Source organism: Burkholderia sp. MSMB1072, assembly GCF_001524725.1.
Taxonomy (GTDB): domain Bacteria; phylum Pseudomonadota; class Gammaproteobacteria; order Burkholderiales; family Burkholderiaceae; genus Burkholderia.
In genome coordinates, this window is record NZ_LOYC01000009.1 from 516529 (window position 1) to 534450 (window position 17922).

Annotated in this window: 16 protein-coding genes; 10 read left to right on the forward strand and 6 right to left on the reverse strand. The window is 65.0% G+C overall.

Going from position 1 to position 17922, the window contains the following annotated elements:
• Positions 1 to 126: 126 nt before the first annotated feature.
• The 5 genes from WS89_RS04330 to WS89_RS04350 all read left to right on the forward strand — a co-directional run bounded on the left by WS89_RS04330 (position 127) and on the right by WS89_RS04350 (position 5903).
• Entirely contained in the window at positions 127 to 882 is a 756-nt protein-coding gene (locus tag WS89_RS04330; RefSeq protein ID WP_059789609.1) for a fimbrial biogenesis chaperone, read from the forward strand.
• A gap of 215 nt (positions 883 to 1097) precedes the next feature.
• Positions 1098 to 3743, forward strand: a complete 2646-nt coding sequence (locus tag WS89_RS04335; protein WP_059789610.1) for a fimbria/pilus outer membrane usher protein — start codon at positions 1098 to 1100, stop codon at positions 3741 to 3743.
• A gap of 154 nt (positions 3744 to 3897) precedes the next feature.
• Positions 3898 to 5037: a fimbrial protein gene (locus WS89_RS31785; RefSeq protein WP_082741780.1), complete on the forward strand. Its 1140-nt coding sequence runs from the start codon at positions 3898 to 3900 to the stop codon at positions 5035 to 5037.
• Between the two features lie 82 nt (positions 5038 to 5119).
• Positions 5120 to 5287: a hypothetical protein gene (locus WS89_RS04345; RefSeq protein WP_156440511.1), complete on the forward strand. Its 168-nt coding sequence runs from the start codon at positions 5120 to 5122 to the stop codon at positions 5285 to 5287.
• A gap of 280 nt (positions 5288 to 5567) precedes the next feature.
• Positions 5568 to 5903: a hypothetical protein gene (locus tag WS89_RS04350; RefSeq protein WP_059789613.1), complete on the forward strand. Its 336-nt coding sequence runs from the start codon at positions 5568 to 5570 to the stop codon at positions 5901 to 5903.
• A 62-nt stretch (positions 5904 to 5965) separates the two neighbouring features.
• Here WS89_RS04350 and WS89_RS04355 read toward each other — a convergent pair whose 3' ends face one another.
• The 3 genes from WS89_RS04355 to WS89_RS04365 form a co-directional block, all read right to left on the reverse strand.
• Complete coding sequence (locus WS89_RS04355; RefSeq protein WP_059789614.1) at positions 5966 to 6838, reverse strand: LysR substrate-binding domain-containing protein; 873 nt, start codon at positions 6836 to 6838, stop codon at positions 5966 to 5968.
• A gap of 118 nt (positions 6839 to 6956) precedes the next feature.
• On the reverse strand, positions 6957 to 7856 hold the full coding sequence (gene bla, locus WS89_RS04360) for a class A beta-lactamase (RefSeq protein WP_059789615.1): 900 nt from the start codon (positions 7854 to 7856) through the stop codon (positions 6957 to 6959).
• Positions 7857 to 8067: 211 nt separating this feature from the next.
• Entirely contained in the window at positions 8068 to 8925 is an 858-nt protein-coding gene (locus tag WS89_RS04365) for a peptidoglycan DD-metalloendopeptidase family protein (protein ID WP_059789616.1), read from the reverse strand.
• A gap of 499 nt (positions 8926 to 9424) precedes the next feature.
• Here WS89_RS04365 and WS89_RS04370 point away from each other — a divergent pair, with 499 nt between their 5' ends.
• From WS89_RS04370 to WS89_RS04380, 4 genes are all read left to right on the forward strand, one after another.
• Entirely contained in the window at positions 9425 to 10321 is an 897-nt protein-coding gene (locus tag WS89_RS04370) for a LysR family transcriptional regulator (protein WP_059789617.1), read from the forward strand.
• A 46-nt stretch (positions 10322 to 10367) separates the two neighbouring features.
• Entirely contained in the window at positions 10368 to 10754 is a 387-nt protein-coding gene (locus WS89_RS04375) for an ester cyclase (protein WP_059789618.1), read from the forward strand.
• Positions 10751 to 10957 (forward strand): hypothetical protein, encoded by a 207-nt coding sequence (locus tag WS89_RS33595; RefSeq protein WP_156440512.1) that lies wholly within the window; start codon positions 10751 to 10753, stop codon positions 10955 to 10957. The genes WS89_RS04375 and WS89_RS33595 overlap by 4 nt, the downstream gene beginning before the upstream one ends.
• A gap of 295 nt (positions 10958 to 11252) precedes the next feature.
• Positions 11253 to 13427: a hypothetical protein gene (locus WS89_RS04380; RefSeq protein WP_059789619.1), complete on the forward strand. Its 2175-nt coding sequence runs from the start codon at positions 11253 to 11255 to the stop codon at positions 13425 to 13427.
• A 71-nt stretch (positions 13428 to 13498) separates the two neighbouring features.
• Here WS89_RS04380 and WS89_RS04385 read toward each other — a convergent pair whose 3' ends face one another.
• Positions 13499 to 14239, reverse strand: coding sequence for a sulfite exporter TauE/SafE family protein (locus tag WS89_RS04385; RefSeq protein ID WP_059789620.1), 741 nt, complete (start codon positions 14237 to 14239; stop codon positions 13499 to 13501).
• Positions 14240 to 14371: 132 nt separating this feature from the next.
• Positions 14372 to 15373 (reverse strand): aldo/keto reductase, encoded by a 1002-nt coding sequence (locus WS89_RS04390; protein WP_059789621.1) that lies wholly within the window; start codon positions 15371 to 15373, stop codon positions 14372 to 14374.
• Positions 15374 to 15514: 141 nt separating this feature from the next.
• Here WS89_RS04390 and WS89_RS04395 point away from each other — a divergent pair, with 141 nt between their 5' ends.
• The gene (locus tag WS89_RS04395) at positions 15515 to 16420 is read left to right on the forward strand and encodes a LysR family transcriptional regulator (RefSeq protein ID WP_059500294.1); all 906 of its coding nucleotides are present in this window, start codon (positions 15515 to 15517) and stop codon (positions 16418 to 16420) included.
• A gap of 53 nt (positions 16421 to 16473) precedes the next feature.
• Here WS89_RS04395 and WS89_RS04400 read toward each other — a convergent pair whose 3' ends face one another.
• Entirely contained in the window at positions 16474 to 17628 is a 1155-nt protein-coding gene (locus WS89_RS04400) for a porin (protein ID WP_059500293.1), read from the reverse strand.
• Positions 17629 to 17922 lie beyond the last annotated feature (294 nt).

Below are 17922 nucleotides of genomic sequence, written 5' to 3' on the forward strand. Positions count from 1 at the left end.
GTTCGGCGGTCGCTAAGTCAGGGCCGCCGTTCGACCGATGTTGGCTTGTCAAGCCGTCTCCGTGGTTCGCGAGTCGGCTTCGCAAGACAACGCATCGATCTATATCGAATTGGAGAAGGGATTCACATGAAATACCTCTGCCGAAAACTATTCGCCGCCACCGCCATCGCGGCCAGCCTGTTCGCCGCGAATGCACACGCAAGCATCGTGATCGCCGGCACGCGCGTGATCTTCCCCGCCAACGAGCGCGAAGTCACGATCAAGCTCACCAACGACGGACAGACGCCGGCCCTGGTTCAAACCTGGATCGACAAGGGCGACGCGAACACATCGCCGGAAAAGATCGACGCACCCTTTACGGTGACGCCTTCCATGTTCCGCCTCGATCCCGGCAACGGCCAGACCTTGCGACTGATCTACACGAAGGAGCCGCTCGCGCAGGACAAGGAGACGATGTTCTGGCTGAACGTGCTGGAAGTGCCGCCCAAGGCGGAAAACGGGGAAGACGCGAGTCGATTGCAGTTGGCGTTTCGCACGCGCATCAAGGTATTTTTTCGGCCGCAGAACCTGCCGGGCAAGGCGGACGACGCACCCGTGCAGACGAAATGGCAGGTGGTCCGCGACGGCAAGGGCTATGCACTGAAGGCCAGCAACCCGACGCCGTATTTCGTCAACCTGGGCAGCGTCACGCTTCGGACGGGCGGCAAGGAACTCGATGCCGGCGCCGGTTATATCAAGCCCGGCGACTCCGCGCTGTTTCCGGTCCAGGGCCTGACGGCTGGCGCGGAACCCGGCGCCGAGGTTGCCTATACGAGCATCAACGACTGGGGCGGCGGCATCAAGGCCACGCAGCCCGTGTCGTCCGGCAAACGCGCGCCCTGACAACACCGCGATCGCATCGCGTTTCCAGGCACCCGGCCCGCTGAAGTAATCGGTGGCGCGTTCGCGCCTTCTGCCGGCCGACTGCCCTTCCAAGGTTTGCCCGAATTCGTGCCTCCGACGAGGCCGCGACCGGAGGCCGATAAAGCCTCTGGCGGCATCCCTTCGCCCTGATTTTTGCCCCGACACATATCGACGGGCGCCTCGGAGTGTCATGCATGATTTCGAAACGGTCGAACCACGCTGCCTGCAGCACTGCGCCTCGCATCAAACCGCTGTGCGCGCTCCTGCTGTCGACGTTCGCCGCGTACCAGCTGGACGCGCAGGCCAACGACGCGCCCACTCGACCGACGAAGCTGGCTCAGGTCGAATTCGATCAGCATTTCTTCCCGCAGGGCGGCAGTCAAAGCGTGGACGTATCCCGCTTCGAAAAGGGCAATACCGTCTTGCCCGGCACGTACAGCGTCGACATCTACGTCAATCAGAACCGCGTCGCCCGAGGCGACGTGCCGTTCAAGGCCGTCGAGACGAACGTGGACGCGCAAGCCTGTTTCGACGCGAAGCTGCTCGAGCGCGTCGGCGTCGCCTGGAAGAAGCTGACTCCGGAACTGCTGGCCAGGATCTCGGGCGATGGCGCGTGCTTGCCGATCGACGAACTGGTCGACGGAGCGACGAGCCGCTTCGATTTCGGCGAGCAGCGTCTCGACCTGAGCATTCCGCAGGTTTCGCTCGCCCGCAACGCGCGCGGCTACGTGAGCCCCGAGCTGTGGGATTCGGGTATCAACGCGGCGATGCTGGGCTACAACTTCAATCTGTACGGCACCCACAACAGCGGCCAGGGCGGCGGCACGCAGACGCAGGGCTATCTCGGCGTAAACGGCGGCGTGAACCTGGGGAACTGGCACTTCCGCCACGACGGGTCGTTCATGTTCGACTCGCGCGGCAACCGTCAGTATCAGGACATCAACACCTACGTGCAGCGCGACCTGTCGTCGCTCGCCTCGCAATTGACGCTCGGCGAGGCCTACACCACCGGGGAGCTGTTCGACTCCACCGCGTTTCGCGGCGTGCGCGTGGCGACCGACGACCGCATGCTGCCCGACTCGCTGCGCGGGTACGCACCGACCGTGCGCGGCGTCGCGAACAGCAACGCGAAGGTCACGATTCGCCAGAACGGCATGGTCATCTATGAAACCAGTGTCGCGCCCGGCGCGTTCGAGATCAACGACCTGTACGCGACAGGCTATGGCGGCGACCTGGACGTTTCCGTCCAGGAGGCGGACGGCAGCACGCATTCGTTCTCGGTCGCGTATGCGGCCGTGCCGTTGTCGCTGCGCCCGGGCGTCAGCCGCTACAGCTTCGTCGTCGGCGCGCTGCGCGACACGCAGCTTTCGTCTCATCCGCTGTTCGCGCAAGGCACATGGCAACGCGGCTTGACGAATCTGCTGACCGGCTATGGCGGCGTCACGGTGTCGGCGGGCTATGTATCGGCGATGGTCGGCGGCGCGTTCAATACGCCGCTCGGCGCAATCGGCGCCGACGTCACGCAGGCAAGCACCGCGCTGCACGGGCGAGGCCGCCTCAGCGGCGCCAGCTTCCGCTTGAGCTACATGAAGGATATCGCGCAGACCGGCACCAACGTCGCGATCGCCGCGTACCGTTACTCGACCGGCGGCTTCCTCGGGCTGAACGACGCCATGCGCGCGCGCGATTTCGCCGCGCAAAACCTGTCGATCGAAAACGTGTGGCGCCAGCGCAGCCGTGCGTCGGTCACCATGAGCCAGCGGCTCGGCGATCGTTGGGGGCAATTGAACCTGACGGCGTCCACCGTCAATTACTGGAACCGCAGCGGATCGGATGTCAATTACAGCATCGGCTACAACAACACGTTCCGGAACGTCGGTTACAGCATTTCGGCCAATCGTCAGCGCAATGCCATTGGGACGGCGAACACGCTGTACTACGCGAGCGTCACGATTCCGCTGGGCAAGGCGAACCCGATGACGGTAACCGGGAATGTCACCCATGAGACCGGCGGCCGCACGCAGGCGCAAACCATGCTGTCGGGCTCGATTGGTACCGACAACAACCTGTCCTACGGCATCACCGCGAATCATGCGTCCGGCGGGATGGGCAGTTCGACCACCGGTGGCAGCGTAAACATGCTGTATCGCAGCCCGTATGCCGAGTTCAGCGGCACCGTCGGCACCGGTACCGGCTATTCGCAAGGGTCGATCGGCATTCGCGGCGCGATGGTCGCGCATCCGGGCGGCGTGACGTTGTCGCAGCCGCTGTCGGACACGATCGGCATCATCGAGGCGCCAGATGCCGAAGGTGCCCGCGTGCTCAATGCGTCGGGCGTGCGCGTGAACGGCAGCGGGTATGCGGTGGTGCCCTACCTTACGCCGTACAGCATGAACACCGTCGAAATCGATCCGAAGGGCTTGTCGACCGACGTCGAGCTTCAGGTGAGCAGCCAGCAGATTGCACCACGTGCCGGGTCCGTGGCGCTGCTGAAGTTTGCAACGGTATCGGGCCGCTCGGCACTGATTCGCGCGGCGCGATCCGACGGCACGCCGTTGCCGTTCGGCGCACAGGTGCTGGACGAGCATGGCACCCCGATCGGCTCAGTTGGCCAGGCAAGCAAGATCTTCGCGCGCGGATTGCAGGACCAGGGCGAGCTGACCGTCAAATGGGGCGAAGACGCTTCTTCGATTTGTAGCATCGCCTACGCACTGCCTGTGCGCGAGAAGGGTCGCAAGTCACGAGACTTGCTGCAGGTGGAAGGGACCTGCGCGGCTGAAGCGTTGCACGCTTCCCATGCACCCAACAGTAAAGCAGCAGCGTATTGGCTCGAGAATTGACTTCATGCGATCGAGTCAGCGATTCCCTGTTCGAATAACCCGACTCCATGACGCGCATGACAAGCGGCCGAGCGCAACGCTCCTTGCCGTGCGTGCATGGAGCAAGCATCGCAATACTTTACCGACGATGCCATCGCCATTATTGGAGAAAACCATGTTGAAATTTCTCGCTCTCGCGCGCCCCGATCCAGCACTCTTAATTTCAAAAATACATTTTAGATTTGCAATTGAGGCCAGAAAATACAAAATCAATAAAAAACGCCCAATTTATCTCTTTAATGATCACAAAAAAACAAGAAACCAAAAAAAATTTCTTTCTTTCTTTATTGCGTTGATTGCATCCGGGTCGTCCACAGCGTGGGCAGAATGCACGATACGCCAAACGGACGGAGCTGTGGTCCCGTATCTGAGAGTGGTCCTTCCCGCCTGGAATCCCCCGCCGTTCGACCCCACCGTTCCAGTCGGAACGGTGCTCTTTCGGGGTGTCGGAGGCGGGTCGGGGCTGGGGGGAATCGTGCGTTGTTCTGATGTACTGGGCACGGGAACTTACACCGGAACAGGCCCGGTGGGTAAGTACAGCACTTACGAAACCGGTATTTCCGGTGTGGGCGTTCGCATTCGAGGAGGCATCAACGTCAACGATTGGTGGCCGCAAAAAGGTTACTGGAACGTCAAGGAAAATGACTACGTTCCAGCATCGGAAATCACTATCGAATTGGTCAAAACAGGCCCTATCACCGCCGCAGGCTCAATGACCGGTGAAATCGGAAGGACTACGCTGGTCGATCAGAACCTGGTGGTTCGCCGCGTCTTTATTAATGGCTCGTTGAACATCCAACCACTGGTACCGACGTGCAAGGTTACGACGCCTTCGATCGCAGTATCGATGGGTAAAGTGATGACAAAAACGCTGACCGGCGTCGGTACGACTACGAGCGCCAGACCGTTCAACATCCAGTTGCGGTGCTCGGGAGGCACTTCAGGTTCGACTACCCGGATGTACACCACGTTGACCGATGCGAGCAATCCGGCCAATGTCTCCAACATGTTGTCTCTCGGTCCCGACTCCACCGCTTCAGGGGTAAGTATTCAGGTATTGCACGGCGACAACGACAAGTTGATCAGCTACGGCCCGGATTCGTCGCAAGCCGGTAATCCGAATCAATGGTTTGTCGGTGAATTCGGCAACGTCGACGTGACGATTCCGTTGAAAGCGCGCTATGTCCAGACGGCATCGGATGTCAAAGCGGGAACCGCAAACGGCAGGGCGACCTTTACGATGAGTTACCAATAGAGACATGCGGCCGATCTGTATATCCTGAAGGCCGCGCGGGATAATGCTTGACGTCTGGCCGCCCGACTTGACGACACTCTCGATGGTGAACGTCACCAAGGCGCGGCTGATCATCGTGGCGGGGCAGCACTCCGACTACTTTCGCGATGGCCGCCATCGGCGGCGTACCCCCGCGTGCACCCGCCTCCGCCTCGACAAGCCGCCGCTGGAAAGTAGCGGCTTTTTCTTTTTTGGCGAACGACACACGTGACTGTCGCTTCGTTGGCTCCGCACCGATGCATCGGTAAAACCAAGCACCCAACGGCGGTCTTCCTGCGCCCTGCCACCACCGGCAATACCCTGCCTTGCGCTCTCACAAATTTGAGATAAATTGATTGGAGGAATACGCGGTCGTTTGCGTATTCCCGCTATTTCCGGATTTTCACTCAAGAGGTTCGATGAAGTTGCCGTTTACGCATACAGCACCGCAGCGTTGACGGACTGCCATTCGAGCGGCCCCGCTGCGACGCGCTTCCTCTCTGGAGCCTGTCATGAAGCATCGCCTGTTCGCCGCCTCGTTCGCCCTGGCTGCCTCGCTTCTGGCCACGTCGTCTTCATTTGCCGCCGGCACGTCCGGCATCATCTACTTCACCGGCATGATCGTCGAGCCGCCCTGCTCGTTCGCGCTCGACGCGGCCGGCACCGCGCCCGCGCACGTGCGCGCCGACTGCCCGCGCCCCGCGACCGGTCAGATCGCGTTCGTCGATGCGGCGAGCATGCAGGCCGTGAAGACCACGACCTTTACCCAGGCTTCTCGCGCAATCGTTTTACCGAACCGTCCGGGCAACGACCACGCGCCGATGATCGCGGTCGTCACGTATCAGTAACGCCCGGCGCCGGTGCGGCATCGAGCGGTTTCGCGCCGCGGTCGGACGTGTGCGATCGCCGGTCAATCGCGATGGCAGGCGATCCAGTCGCTGAACGCGCGGATCTTCTGCTGGCTGCCGAGGTTCTCGGGGTAGACGAAGAAGTAGCGTGCGCCCGTTTCGAGCACGATGTCGAACGGCCGTTCGAGCCGGCGCGCGCTGACGTCGTCGTCGACGAGCGTCACGTCGCCGATCGCGACGCCGAAGCCCTGCATCGCCGCGTTCGTCGCGAGATCGAGCGTGTCGAACGTCGGCCCGCGCGCGGGATCCACACGACGCTCGCCCGCATGATCGAGCCATGCGCGCCAGTCGCGATGGTCGCGCGTCGGATGCAGCAGCGTATGGCGCGCGAGATCGCCGGTTGCGTCGAGCGGCGACGCCTGCCGCAGTTCGGGCGCGCATACGGGTGTCAGCCGTTCGTCGAACAGCGGCAGCGCGACGACGCCCGGGCCCGGCGACGTCCCGTAGACGATTGCCGCATCGAACGGCTCGCTCGAAAAATCGACGATGTGCTGCCACGCGGTCGTGATCTGCACGTGGAGATCGGGATGCTCGCCCTGGAAGCGCATGATGCGCGGCAGCATCCAGCGGATCACGCAGGTCGGCACCTTCAGCGCGAGATCGGTGCGCTGCCGCGTGAGCTTCATCGAGATGTCCTCGATGCGCGCGAAGCTCTCGTCGACCACCGGCAACAACTGCTCGCCCTCGGCCGTCAGCGTGAGGCCCTTCGCATGCCGCTTGAACAGCGGAAAACCGTAATGCGCCTCGAGCGTCTGGATCTGCCGGCTCACGGCGCCCTGAGTGAGACACAACTGTTCGGCCGCACGCGTGAAGCTGCGGTGGCGGGCCACCGTCGAGAAGATCTGCAGCGCGTGCAGGGGCGGAAGTCGGCGCATGGCGAACGGAAAACAGGAAACGGCGAGGAAAACGGCGCGGAAGGGCCGCGCGCCGACGCCGGCGCGCGCTGTTCGACACGATAAGCCAAACGCCGGCATTGCGCGAGATGCTGGATGCTCAGGCCGTCGCGGTCAGCGCGCCTGCCGCGATGCGCGCCGCCGCTGCGACGACATCCGCGCGCGCGGCGGCGGCGGCCTCCGGCTGCGTGAACGACACGGCCATCACGATCGGTGCGCGCGACGGCGGCCACAGCACCGCGATGTCCGTCGTCGTACCGAAGCCGCCGGTGCCGGCCTTGTCGGCAACGCGCCAGCCGGGCGGCACGCCCGCCGCGATGCCGGTCGCCCCGCGTGCGCCGCCGACCATCCATTCCGTCAGTTGCGCGCGCTGCGGCTCGCGCAGCGCGTCGCCGAGCAGCAACCGCTGCAGCGTGTCGACCATTGCGACCGGCGTCGACGTGTCGCGCTCGTCGCCGGGCGTCGCCTTGTTCAGTTCGGGTTCCCAGTGATCGAGGCGGAAGGTGGTGTCGCCGCTTTCGCGCGCGAACGCCGTGACGGCCTGCGGGCCGCCGAGCACGCCCATCAGCAGGTTGCCCGCGCCCTTGTCGCTCGACTGCAGCATCGCCGCGCACAGCTGCGCGATCGTCATGCCGGTGTCGACGTGGCTTTCCGTAATCGGCGAGCCGGACACGATTTCATAGCGGCGGTACAGGATGCGGCGCGGCAGCAGCGATGCGTCGAGCGAACCGCGCGCGAGCATCGCGGCGGCCGCCATGACCGCATACGTGCCGCACAGTGGGAAGCGCTCGCGCGCATGGTGCGCGATGCGCACGCCGTTCGACGTATCGAGCGCGGCGACGCCGAGCCGCCCGTTCGATGCTTTTTCGAGCGCGGCGAGTTCGGCTTGTGCGGTGTGGGCGCGCCCCTGGTCGGCGACCGGCGCGGACGTGCATGCGGCAACGAACGGCGCGGCAACGGCGGCGAGCAACAGCGAGCGGCGTGTCGGAGAGTATTCCATGAATGCGATCTGTTCTGTCGGAAACGGTGGCTCGAAGCAACGCGGCCGCGCCTCGGCGACGCGCGACCGCTCACGCCGACGGCCGGCCCGCGACGGCATTCGCCGCGCATCCCCGAAAGACGCCCGTCGGCCCCGCGCGAAGGCGGGATTCGAATGAACAGACCCTAGCGTAGCAGCGACCGCCGTCGCGTTCCAGCGAAACGGCCGCGCTTCACCCTTGCAACGAAGGCAGATACGGCATCGGATTCACCGGCTTGCCGTCGCGTCGCACCTCGAACAGCAGCGCGACGCGCGAATTGTCGAGATCGCCCATCTCGGCGATCGCATCGCCCTGATGCACGATGTCGCCGGTCTTCACGAGCAACTTGCGGTTGTGCGCATAGGCAGTCAGGAAATCGGCGTTGTGCTGGACGATGATCAGGCTGCCGTAATCGTTCAGGCCGGTGCCCGCATACATCACGCGGCCGTCGGCTGCGGCGCGAACCGGGTCGCCCGGTCGGCCGGCGATCTGAATGCCGCGGTTCTGCCCGGGCCGGAACCCTTCGACGATCTTGCCCGTTGCGGGCCACTTGAGCGCGACGCGGCCTGCATGACGCCTGGTTTCCTTGACGACCTCGCGATCGCTCGCGGTCGACGCGGCGGCTTGCGAATTGGCCTGCGCGGCGGCCTGGTTACCCACCGCCCCATTGCCCGCCACGGCCTGCGTGTCCGCCGCGCGCGCGGGCGGCAGCGGCTGCTGCCTGACGATGCGCAGCACCTGCCCCATACGCAGCCTGCCGTTGGCGGTCAGCTTGTTCCATGTGCGCAAGTCGGCCACGCTGCAACCGTTCGCGGATGCGATGCCCGTCAGCGTGTCGCCGCGTTTCACGACGTACTTTTGCGCGACGAGAATCGGCGCAGGCGGCATCGTGACGGCCGACGGCGCGGCAGGCGGGCTCGAATCGGAAGGCTGCCCCGCCAGCGTGTCGCTCGGCGGAACGGACGGGTTACTTGCACAACCGGCCATGACGAGCACAGCGGCCAGGCCCGACAGCCACGCCGCCTTGCGGTGAATCTCGCGCGTTTTCATGGACGATCCGACTCCGGTTTGACAATCTTTCAAGCATCTCAAAAACGGAACGGCCGACGTGTAACCGGATGCAAACAATGATGACAAACGATCACGGACCGGATGCCGGCCGGCATTCGCTACCGGTAATACGGTCCGATCCGGAAAAACTTGATGGTCTTTTCGCTGAAAAACGGAAGAATTTTCGTTGTTAAAAACTATGACTGGAATGTTTCAATAGGCATGAGCACGACATTCACCGCAACCATGCGACGAATTCGGCACACGCCCATGCGATGCCGATGCACAGGAACAGCAGGTGCAACGCGATCTTGAACGACACGCCCCAGGACGAATCGGTCTGCATGACAGGCTCCCCCGATGGATGTGCGTCCATCATCGGCCATCGATCGCGCCCCGAAAATGCGGAAGCGGCGAACCGGGTCTCAGGCGGCCCCTGAGACCGGCGCGGCGGTTCCTGCTAACTTATCGACCACTCTCACCCATCGCTTCGCCCATCATGCGCTTCGACCTGACCGACCTGCGGCTTTTCCTCAATATCTGCGAAGCCGGCACGATCACGAGCGGCGCCGAACGAACGCACATCACGCTGCAGGCGGCGAGCGAACGCATTCGCGGGATGGAGGACGAACTCGGCGTGCCGCTGCTGCACCGGACCAAGTCGGGCGCGCAGGCGACCGATGCGGGCCGCGCGCTCGAACATCACGCACGCACCGTGCTGCAGCAGATCGATCACATGCGCGGGGAGCTGCAGCAATACGGCCAGGGGCTGCGCGGCCATATCCGGCTGCTGTGCAACACCGCGTCGCTGAGCGAATACCTGCCGGACGCACTGGCCAAGTACCTGCCGCACCACCCGAAACTGTCGATCAGCGTCGAGGAGCGCTCGAGCCAGGAGATCGTGCATGCGATCCGCAACAAGACGGCCGAGGTCGGCATCGTCGCCGATTCGGTCGGGCTCGGCGGACTCGAACAGAAGCCGTTCCGCGAAGACTGGCTGATCGTCGTCGCGCCGGCCGCGCATCCGCTCGCGTCGCGCGACAAGGTCGCGTTCGACGACATCGCCGGCGAAGACTTCATCGGCCTCACCGACGGCAGCGCGCTGCAAGTGCATCTGGCCGACCAGGCGCGCGCGCTCGGCAAACGGATCCGCTATCGCGTGCAGTTGAAGAGCTTCGACGCGATCTGCCGCGTGATCGCGAGCGGCGTGGGCATCGGCATCGTGTCGCGGCACGCGGCCGAGCGCGCGATGCAGACGATGGACGTGCGGCTCGTCGAACTGTCCGATCCGTGGAGCCATCGGAAACTGACGCTCTGCGCGCGGTCGTTCGACGCACTGCCGAAGTACACGCGCGAGTTCGTCGCGTTTTTGTCGGGCGACGCGCCGCCGCGGTGACGCGCGCCGCACTCGACTCGCCCCATCGACATACGGAGACATCGCCATGACCGATATCGATCTCGCAACCCGTTATCGCGCGTATATCGACTGCCTGAACCGGCAGGACTGGGCGACGCTCGGCGAGTACGTGTCCGGCGACGTGATCCACAACGACCGGCCGCTCGGCCTCGCCGGTTACCGCGCGATGCTGGAACAGGATTTCCGCGACATCCCCGATCTCCGTTTCGAGATCCGGTTGCTCGCGTGCGACCCGCCGCACGTCGCGTGCCGCCTGCGCTTCGCGTGTTCGCCGAAAGGGACGTTCATGGGGCTCGCCGTCGACGGCCGCAAGGTCACGTTCGCCGAAAACGTGTTCTACGAGTTTCACGAAGGCAAGATCCGCCAGGTGTGGTCGGTGATCGACAAGGCGGCGATCGAAAAGCAGCTTTGAACGTCGTCGAAGCGGGGGCGTCGCCCGCGGCGGCCGGTGGGCAGCGGCGGCTCAATGCATTTCGATTCTTATGGATAACGTTTTCCCTCGTCATTCATCGAGAACCCCTTGCCATGCGATGCGCGCTTCCGCCGCTTCCAAGCCGGTTCATCGCGCGCGGTGAACACGAGATCATCAAGAAAAATCCCGACGATTTCGTGTAATCCCGATTCCATTCCGCCTCCTCCGCTCCCGCCATTCGGGTTTCTACCGGCGTCTCCGACGAGAAAGTTCATTGACATCACGCCGATCGATGCCTAAATTTGGAAAACGTTTTCCAATATCGAAGTGCGACGCCGGTCTCGGCCCGCGCAGGGGAAACGCTTGCCCGCTCGATTTGTGATTCAGGCCGTCCGTCTTCAGGGATCAGGGTTGCAAGGCGGAAGCCAGGTACGGGCATCGAGCGCGGCATCGGCCACACGTGCCCGTCCTTCACCACTATTCAAAACCGGAGACACCATGTATCAGCGCAGCAGATTCGCGCTCGGCGCCGCGCTCAGCGCCCTTTCCGTCGTGCTCGTCAGCGCGTGCGGCGGCAACGACGTGACCGATACGCCGCCGTCGCCCCCGCCGTCGTCCCCGCCGTCCACCCCGCCCGCGCTCGCATCGAACTCGCTGCAGGCGCTCGTCTATGGCGCGCCCGACACCAGCGTGCCGGCCGGCACGAACGTTCCGCTCACGATGATGGGGCAGATGCGTGCGCTGTTCGATCTGATCCGGAAATCGCCCGACTTCACGCAGGTCGTGATGGATCTCGGCGACGGCACGCCCGTCCACGTGCTCGACACGAATACCGGCGACAAATTCCTGCCCGGCAAGCTCGCGCTCGGCCTGTCGTACATCCTGATCGACATGAAGTCGAAGAACGACCCGCAATACGCGAGCTACCTCGCGACGTACCAGACGATCACGACCGCGATGATGGCGCAGTCGGGCAGCAACTACACGTATGCGAACACGTCGTGGGGCGAGTACTACTACCTCGTCGCGCTGAACAACCTGAAGGCGCACGGGATGCTCAACGAAGTCTTCAGCGATGCGATGCTCGCGACGCTGCAGCAGCGCCTCACCTTCTGCGACATGTTCGGCCCCGACGCGAGCGGCAAGACCACGACGTGCCCGGCCGCCGGCACGCCGATCGACATCGCGTCGCTCAACACCGCGCAGAACTACTATGCGGTGTCCTACGGAATCGCCGGACTGCGCCAGAAGCTCGGCTGGAGCAGCCCGTCGTTCGCGTCGAAGACCGATCCGGCGGTCGCGACGATGAGCGCGCGCGACGCGCTGCTGTACACGCTGACGAACCACATCCGCAACGACTCGTCGGGTGGCTTCTCCGACGAAGCATCGAACACGCACACGACCTACTACGATCAGGCGCGCTTCGACCGCTACAGCACGTTGCTGATCGGCGAAGTGGTCGAGCGCACGTTCGAAATGGGCAACGAAGCGAATCTCACGCCGGAACTGAAGGGTTATCTGCGCAAGTCGGTCGACCTGATCCTGCCGCAGCTGAACGCCGACGGCCAGGGCTTCAACTACGGCCGCTCGATCGGCCCGTACGGCGATTCCGCGTTCATGGAGGTACTGACGGCCGCGGCCAATGCCGGCGTGCTGACCGATCGCGAGAAACAGGTTGCGTATGCATTCATCTACCAGGCCGCGCGTCGTTTCGACACGTACTGGTACGACCCGTCGCTGCCGACGCCATCGGTCAACATGTGGGTCAAGGGCCGCGGCACCGACGCGTATCGCGGCAAGCCGCGCGTGATGGGCGAGAACTTCAGCCTGCTGCACCAGTACCTGTACGTGAACGCGTGGTGGAACAAGCTCGGCTTCGGCGGTCAGGCGCCGATGGCCGACGCGGACTACCGCGCGTGGCTCGACGCGCTGCCGCACTACACGCTCACCTGGTACAACCAGCCGGGCGACGCCGCGCATCCGTACAGCGCCGCGCTGCTCACCGTGCGCGACGGCCGGCGCGTGATCAACCTGAACCTCAGCCAGGCGCCCGACTACAACTCGTATACGCCGTATTACCCGGTGCCGTTCTCCGACAAGCTGATCTACGGCACGACCGACCTCGGCTATGCGCTGCTGCTCCCGCAGGTGACGTACAACGCGAAGACCTACATCCCCGTCACGTACTACAAGAACCTGAACGTGCAGCAAAGCAACGGCCAGGTGATCGTGTCCTTCGATACGACGAAGTTCCGCCTTGCGTCGAAGAACGCCGCTTACACGACGGATCTCGACCTGCAGGTGCACACGGTGCTGACGTTCGCGCATGGCATGGTCTCGCGCAGCGATACGCTCAGTTCGGGCACGCTCGCGGGCACCCTCGCGGTCGAAACGGACTTCACGTCGTTCGCGGATTTCGCGTCGACGCGGGCCAACGGGGACGGCGTGTCGGTGACGTACGCGAACAGCGCCGCGACCGGCTATGCGGCATCCGGGTTCGACAACTGCGCGCTGTCCGCCTTCGACACCGCAAACGGCACGACGAATCCGCTGTCGACGACGCCGATCGGGCAGTTGCATTCGAACTTCGCCTGCACGACGAAGCCGTTCGCACTCGGCGCGGGCGCGACCCGCACGGTCGGATGGACGCTGAGGTACGCCGATCCGGCGTAAGCGGCGCGACCGCGATCCCGAAGCCGGTTGCCGAAACCGGCTTCGGGATCATTCGGCGGCCGCACGCGCGCTCACCACCAGCCCGACCCCGCCATATACGCGCCGAGCGCAATCAGCCCGCCGAAGAAGCAGCGCTTGAACGTCTTCTCGCTCATCACGCGCCGCGCGTATTGCCCGCCGGCCATTCCAGCCAGGGCGGGCACGAGCGCGAGCGCCGACGCGCCGAGATCGACCGTCTGCAGTGCGCCCGTCATGCGCAACTGCAGGCCGAGCACGATCGTCGACGCGGTGAACGACAGCCCGAGCGCCTGAATCAGATCGTCCTTCGACAGCCGCAGCGCCTGCAGGTACGGCACGGCCGGTACGACGAACACGCCGGTCGCGGCCGTCACGACGCCCGTCAGGTAGCCGACCACGGCTGACAGCCATTTTTCGTGACGGCCCGGCGCAGGCAACCGCGCAGCCGCCAGCCCCCACAGCCCGTAAAGCACGAGGACCACGCCGAGCGCCGCATGCGTCCACGTGCTGCCGGCCGCGAGCGCCGGCAGCCCGCCCGCCAGCGTGCCGACCGTCAGGCCCGCGAGCAGCGGCCACAGCCGGCGCAGCAACGCGCCGAACGACGGGCCGAGCCCCAACTGCCATACGTTGGTGACGAACGACGGCACGAGCAGCAGGCTCGCCGCGGCCGACGGCGGCATCGCGAGCGTCAGCAGCCCCATCGCGATCGTCGGCAGCCCGAGTCCGATCATGCCCTTGACCGCGCCGGCCAGCAGGAAAACCAGCACGACGATCGTCAGCGTATGAGTTTGCATGGCAGGCATTCCGTCCGGTGAGTACGGCGCCGATGGTGCCTGCCCGTCATGCCGCCCGCCATCTGGTTTTGCCTGAGGCTGGCTCGCCCCCGTCGGACGGTTTTTTCGGGCCGGTCGATCCGGCCCCGAGATTCACCCCCGGCCCTGCTCGCTGTCGAGGTGCGCCATCTGAGCGGCCGGATAGCGCTCGCCGGCAGCCGCCCCGGCGGGAACCGCCGCTTCGATGCGAGTCAGATCATTGACCGTTAGTTGCAATTCTGTCGCCAGCAAACCGTCCTGCAGTTGCGTGCGCTTGCGCGCGCCGACCAGCGGCACGATGTCGGCACCGCGCGACAGCGCCCATGCGATTGCGATCTGCGCCGGATTGCTGCCCTTCTCGTCGGCGATCGCGCGCAGCGCATCGACGAGCGCGAGGTTGTGCGCGAGGTTCTCGCCCTGGAAGCGCGGGCTTGCCGCGCGGAAATCGCGCTCGCCCTGCCGCGCCGCGCTCCAGCGCCCGCCCAGCAGCCCGCGCGACAGCACGCCATAGGCCGTCACGCCGATGCCGAGCTCGCGGCATACGGGCAGAATCTCGGCCTCGATCCCGCGCGACAGCAACGAGTATTCGATCTGCAGATCGGCGATCGGCGCGACGGCGGCCGCGCGGCGGATCGTGTCCGCGCCGGCCTCCGACAGGCCGATATGACGCACGTACCCGGCCTTCACGAGATCGGCGATCGCGCCCACCGTCTCCTCGATCGGCACGGCCGGATCGACGCGTGCCGGGCGGTAGATGTCGAGGTAGTCGGTGCCGAGCCGCTTCAGCGAGTACGCGACGAAGTTCCGGATCGCCGCGGGCCGCGCGTCGTAGCCGGCAAACCCGCCGGCCGGATCGCGCAGTGCGCCGAATTTCACGCTGAGCCGCACCTGATCGCGCACACGGCCGCGCAACGCGTCGCGGATCAGCATCTCGTTGTCGCCCATGCCGTAGAAGTCGCCGGTATCGAGCAGCGTGATCCCGTGGTCGAGCGCCGCGTGCAGCGTCGCGATGCTTTCGTCGCGATCGGCCGGCCCGTACAAATCCGACATCCCCATGCAGCCGAGCCCGATCGCCGATACCTGCGGGCCGGTGCGGCCCAGTTGACGCATGTCCATGTCCGTTTCCTTCGAATGGTGAGTGGATGAAACGGATTCTGGACGCGCGACGCCGCGCGATAAACGCGAAACGCTCCACCAAACCATTCGACGCTGATTAACAATGGAGCCTTTCCCTTTCCCGCCGAGGCCCTCGCCCGCATGGACCATCTGCAAGCAATGCGCATCTTCGCGCGCGTCGCCCATCTCGGCAGCTTCACGAAAGCGGCCGAGCAACTCCAACTGCCGCGCCCGACGGTCAGCAACGCCGTCCAGTATCTGGAAAAGCACCTGAAGATCCGCCTGTTGCAACGCACGACGCGGCGCGTCGCGCTGACCGCCGAGGGCGCGACCTATTACGAGCGCTGCGTGCAGTTGCTGGCCGATCTCGACGATGCGGAAACGCTGTTCGAGGATGCCGGCGCGTCGCCGCGCGGCGTGATCCGCGTCGACCTGCCCGAACGTTTCGCGCTGAACCGGGTGATTCCGGCGCTGCCGGATTTTCACGCGCGCTACCCCGATCTGCGCGTCGCGATCAGCACGACCGATCGCTTCGTCGATCTCGTCGCGGACGGCATCGACTGCGCGGTGCGCGTCGGCGTGCTGTCCGACACGTCGCTCGTCGCGCGGCGCGTCGGCGAGATGGCCCAGATCAACTGCGCGTCGCCCGCCTATCTCGCGCGCCACGGCACGCCGCGCTCGCCGGACGAGCTGCCGGACCACGTTGCGGTCGGCTATTTCTCGACCCGGACGGGCCGCGAGCTGGACTGGGAATATGCGGACATGGATTCGGGCGAGATGCACACGGTGAAGATGCGCAGCGTCGTGTCGGTCAACAGCTCGCAGGCGTATCTCGCGTGCTGCGTCGCGGGCCTCGGGCTGATCCAGGCGCCGCGCGACGGGCTCGCGCCGCTGCTCGCCGACGGTTCGCTGGTCGAGGTGCTGCCGGAATGGAATGCCGGGCCGCTGCCCGTGTCGGTAGTGTTTCCGTACGGCCGGCATCTCGCGCCGCGCGTGCGGATCTTCGTCGACTGGCTCGCGGAAACGCTCGGCGGCCGCGCGGATTGACGGCGGCCGTGCCGGGGCTGCCCCTTCGCCCCGGCCCCGGCGCCGCCGCCCGGTCAGAACTTGTGGCGGATCGCGGCGCGCACCGAGAACTGGTTCGACGACGCCGACGGGCCGTCGGTCCCGACGACATAGCCGCCGTCGGCCGCCGTGCCCGTCTTGTCGCCGCCCACCTTCTGCCACGCGCCCTGCAGGTACACGTCGGTGCGCTTCGACAGGCTGTAGTCAGCCATCAGGCCGACCGTGTGGTACTTCGGCTTGAACGAGCCGGCCGCGGCATCGTATTTGCCGTCCGTGTACACGTACTGCGCGCCGAGGTAGAAATCGGACGTGAGCTGGTACTTGCCGTTGATCTCGAAGTTCTGGAACTTGGTCGCGGTCAGCCCGAGGCCGGCGAACGTCGACGCCGGCAGGTAGACCGTCGACACGGGATTCTTCACGTCGGTCTTCGTATAGACGATGCCGACCGTGGCCGGGCCGAACGTGTAGTTGACGCCGCCGCCGAAGATGCGCAGCCGATCGGCGACGAAGTTCGCGTCGTCGGCCGCGATCGCGCCCGCGCTGCCGACGCCCGGGTTGTTCGCCTGCAGGTACGCGGCCGCGACCTGCAGCCCGGCCAGCGAATACTGCGCGCCGATGCTGTACTGGCGGTTGTTCGAGAAACCGGTGCCGTTGCTGAAGCTGTACGTGCCGCCGAACGTCAGGCCGTTCCAGTCGGGGCTCGCGTACTTGACCGTGTTGTTGACGCGGAACGAGTTGTCCGTGTTGTCGTTGTCGAACGGGTGCGAGAACAGCGTGCCGCCCCAGTTGCCGTTCGCGGTCAGCGGCGCGAGATAGTCGACGACGGAATCGTACTGGCGGCCGAGCGTCAGCGTGCCGAAGCGCGACTCGGAAAGCCCGACGAACGCCTGACGGCCGAACATGCGGCCGCCCTGGCCGAGCCGGCCGTTGTTCACGTCGAACCCGTTTTCCAGCGTGAAGATCGCCTTCAGCCCGCCGCCGAGATCCTCGCTGCCCTTCAGGCCCCACCGGCTGCCCTGCGCATAGCCGCTCGCGAGCTGGTAATTCGTCTTTCCGACCCCATTGACGTTGACGTTGTTCGTGTAATTGAAGCCTTCGTCGATCACGCCGTACAGCGTCACGCTGCTCTCGGCAAAGGCCGGCGCGGCGAATGCAGCGAGCGCGGCGGCAAAAATGACGTGCTTCCTCATGACGGATCTCCGGAGCCGAGGGCCGGGCAGGCCGAACGCCCGGCGAATGTTTGGTCTGTGTATGGGTGGCCCGCAGGGCGGACGACGCGGTGTGCGGCCGCGTGAGGACAAAATGGTGTCACGACGCAAACCTGCCGTCCATCGGGTGCGGGTCGTCGCGCGCAAAGCGTTGCGCTCGTCCAACTGCCCCGTTGCGCGGATAGCCTGACCGGGCTTATCGGCAGCGGCAGACAGGCAGGCCATCCGCGTAAACCCGATGGGCGTCGCATCGGTGGCACAATGCGCATCCGTTCG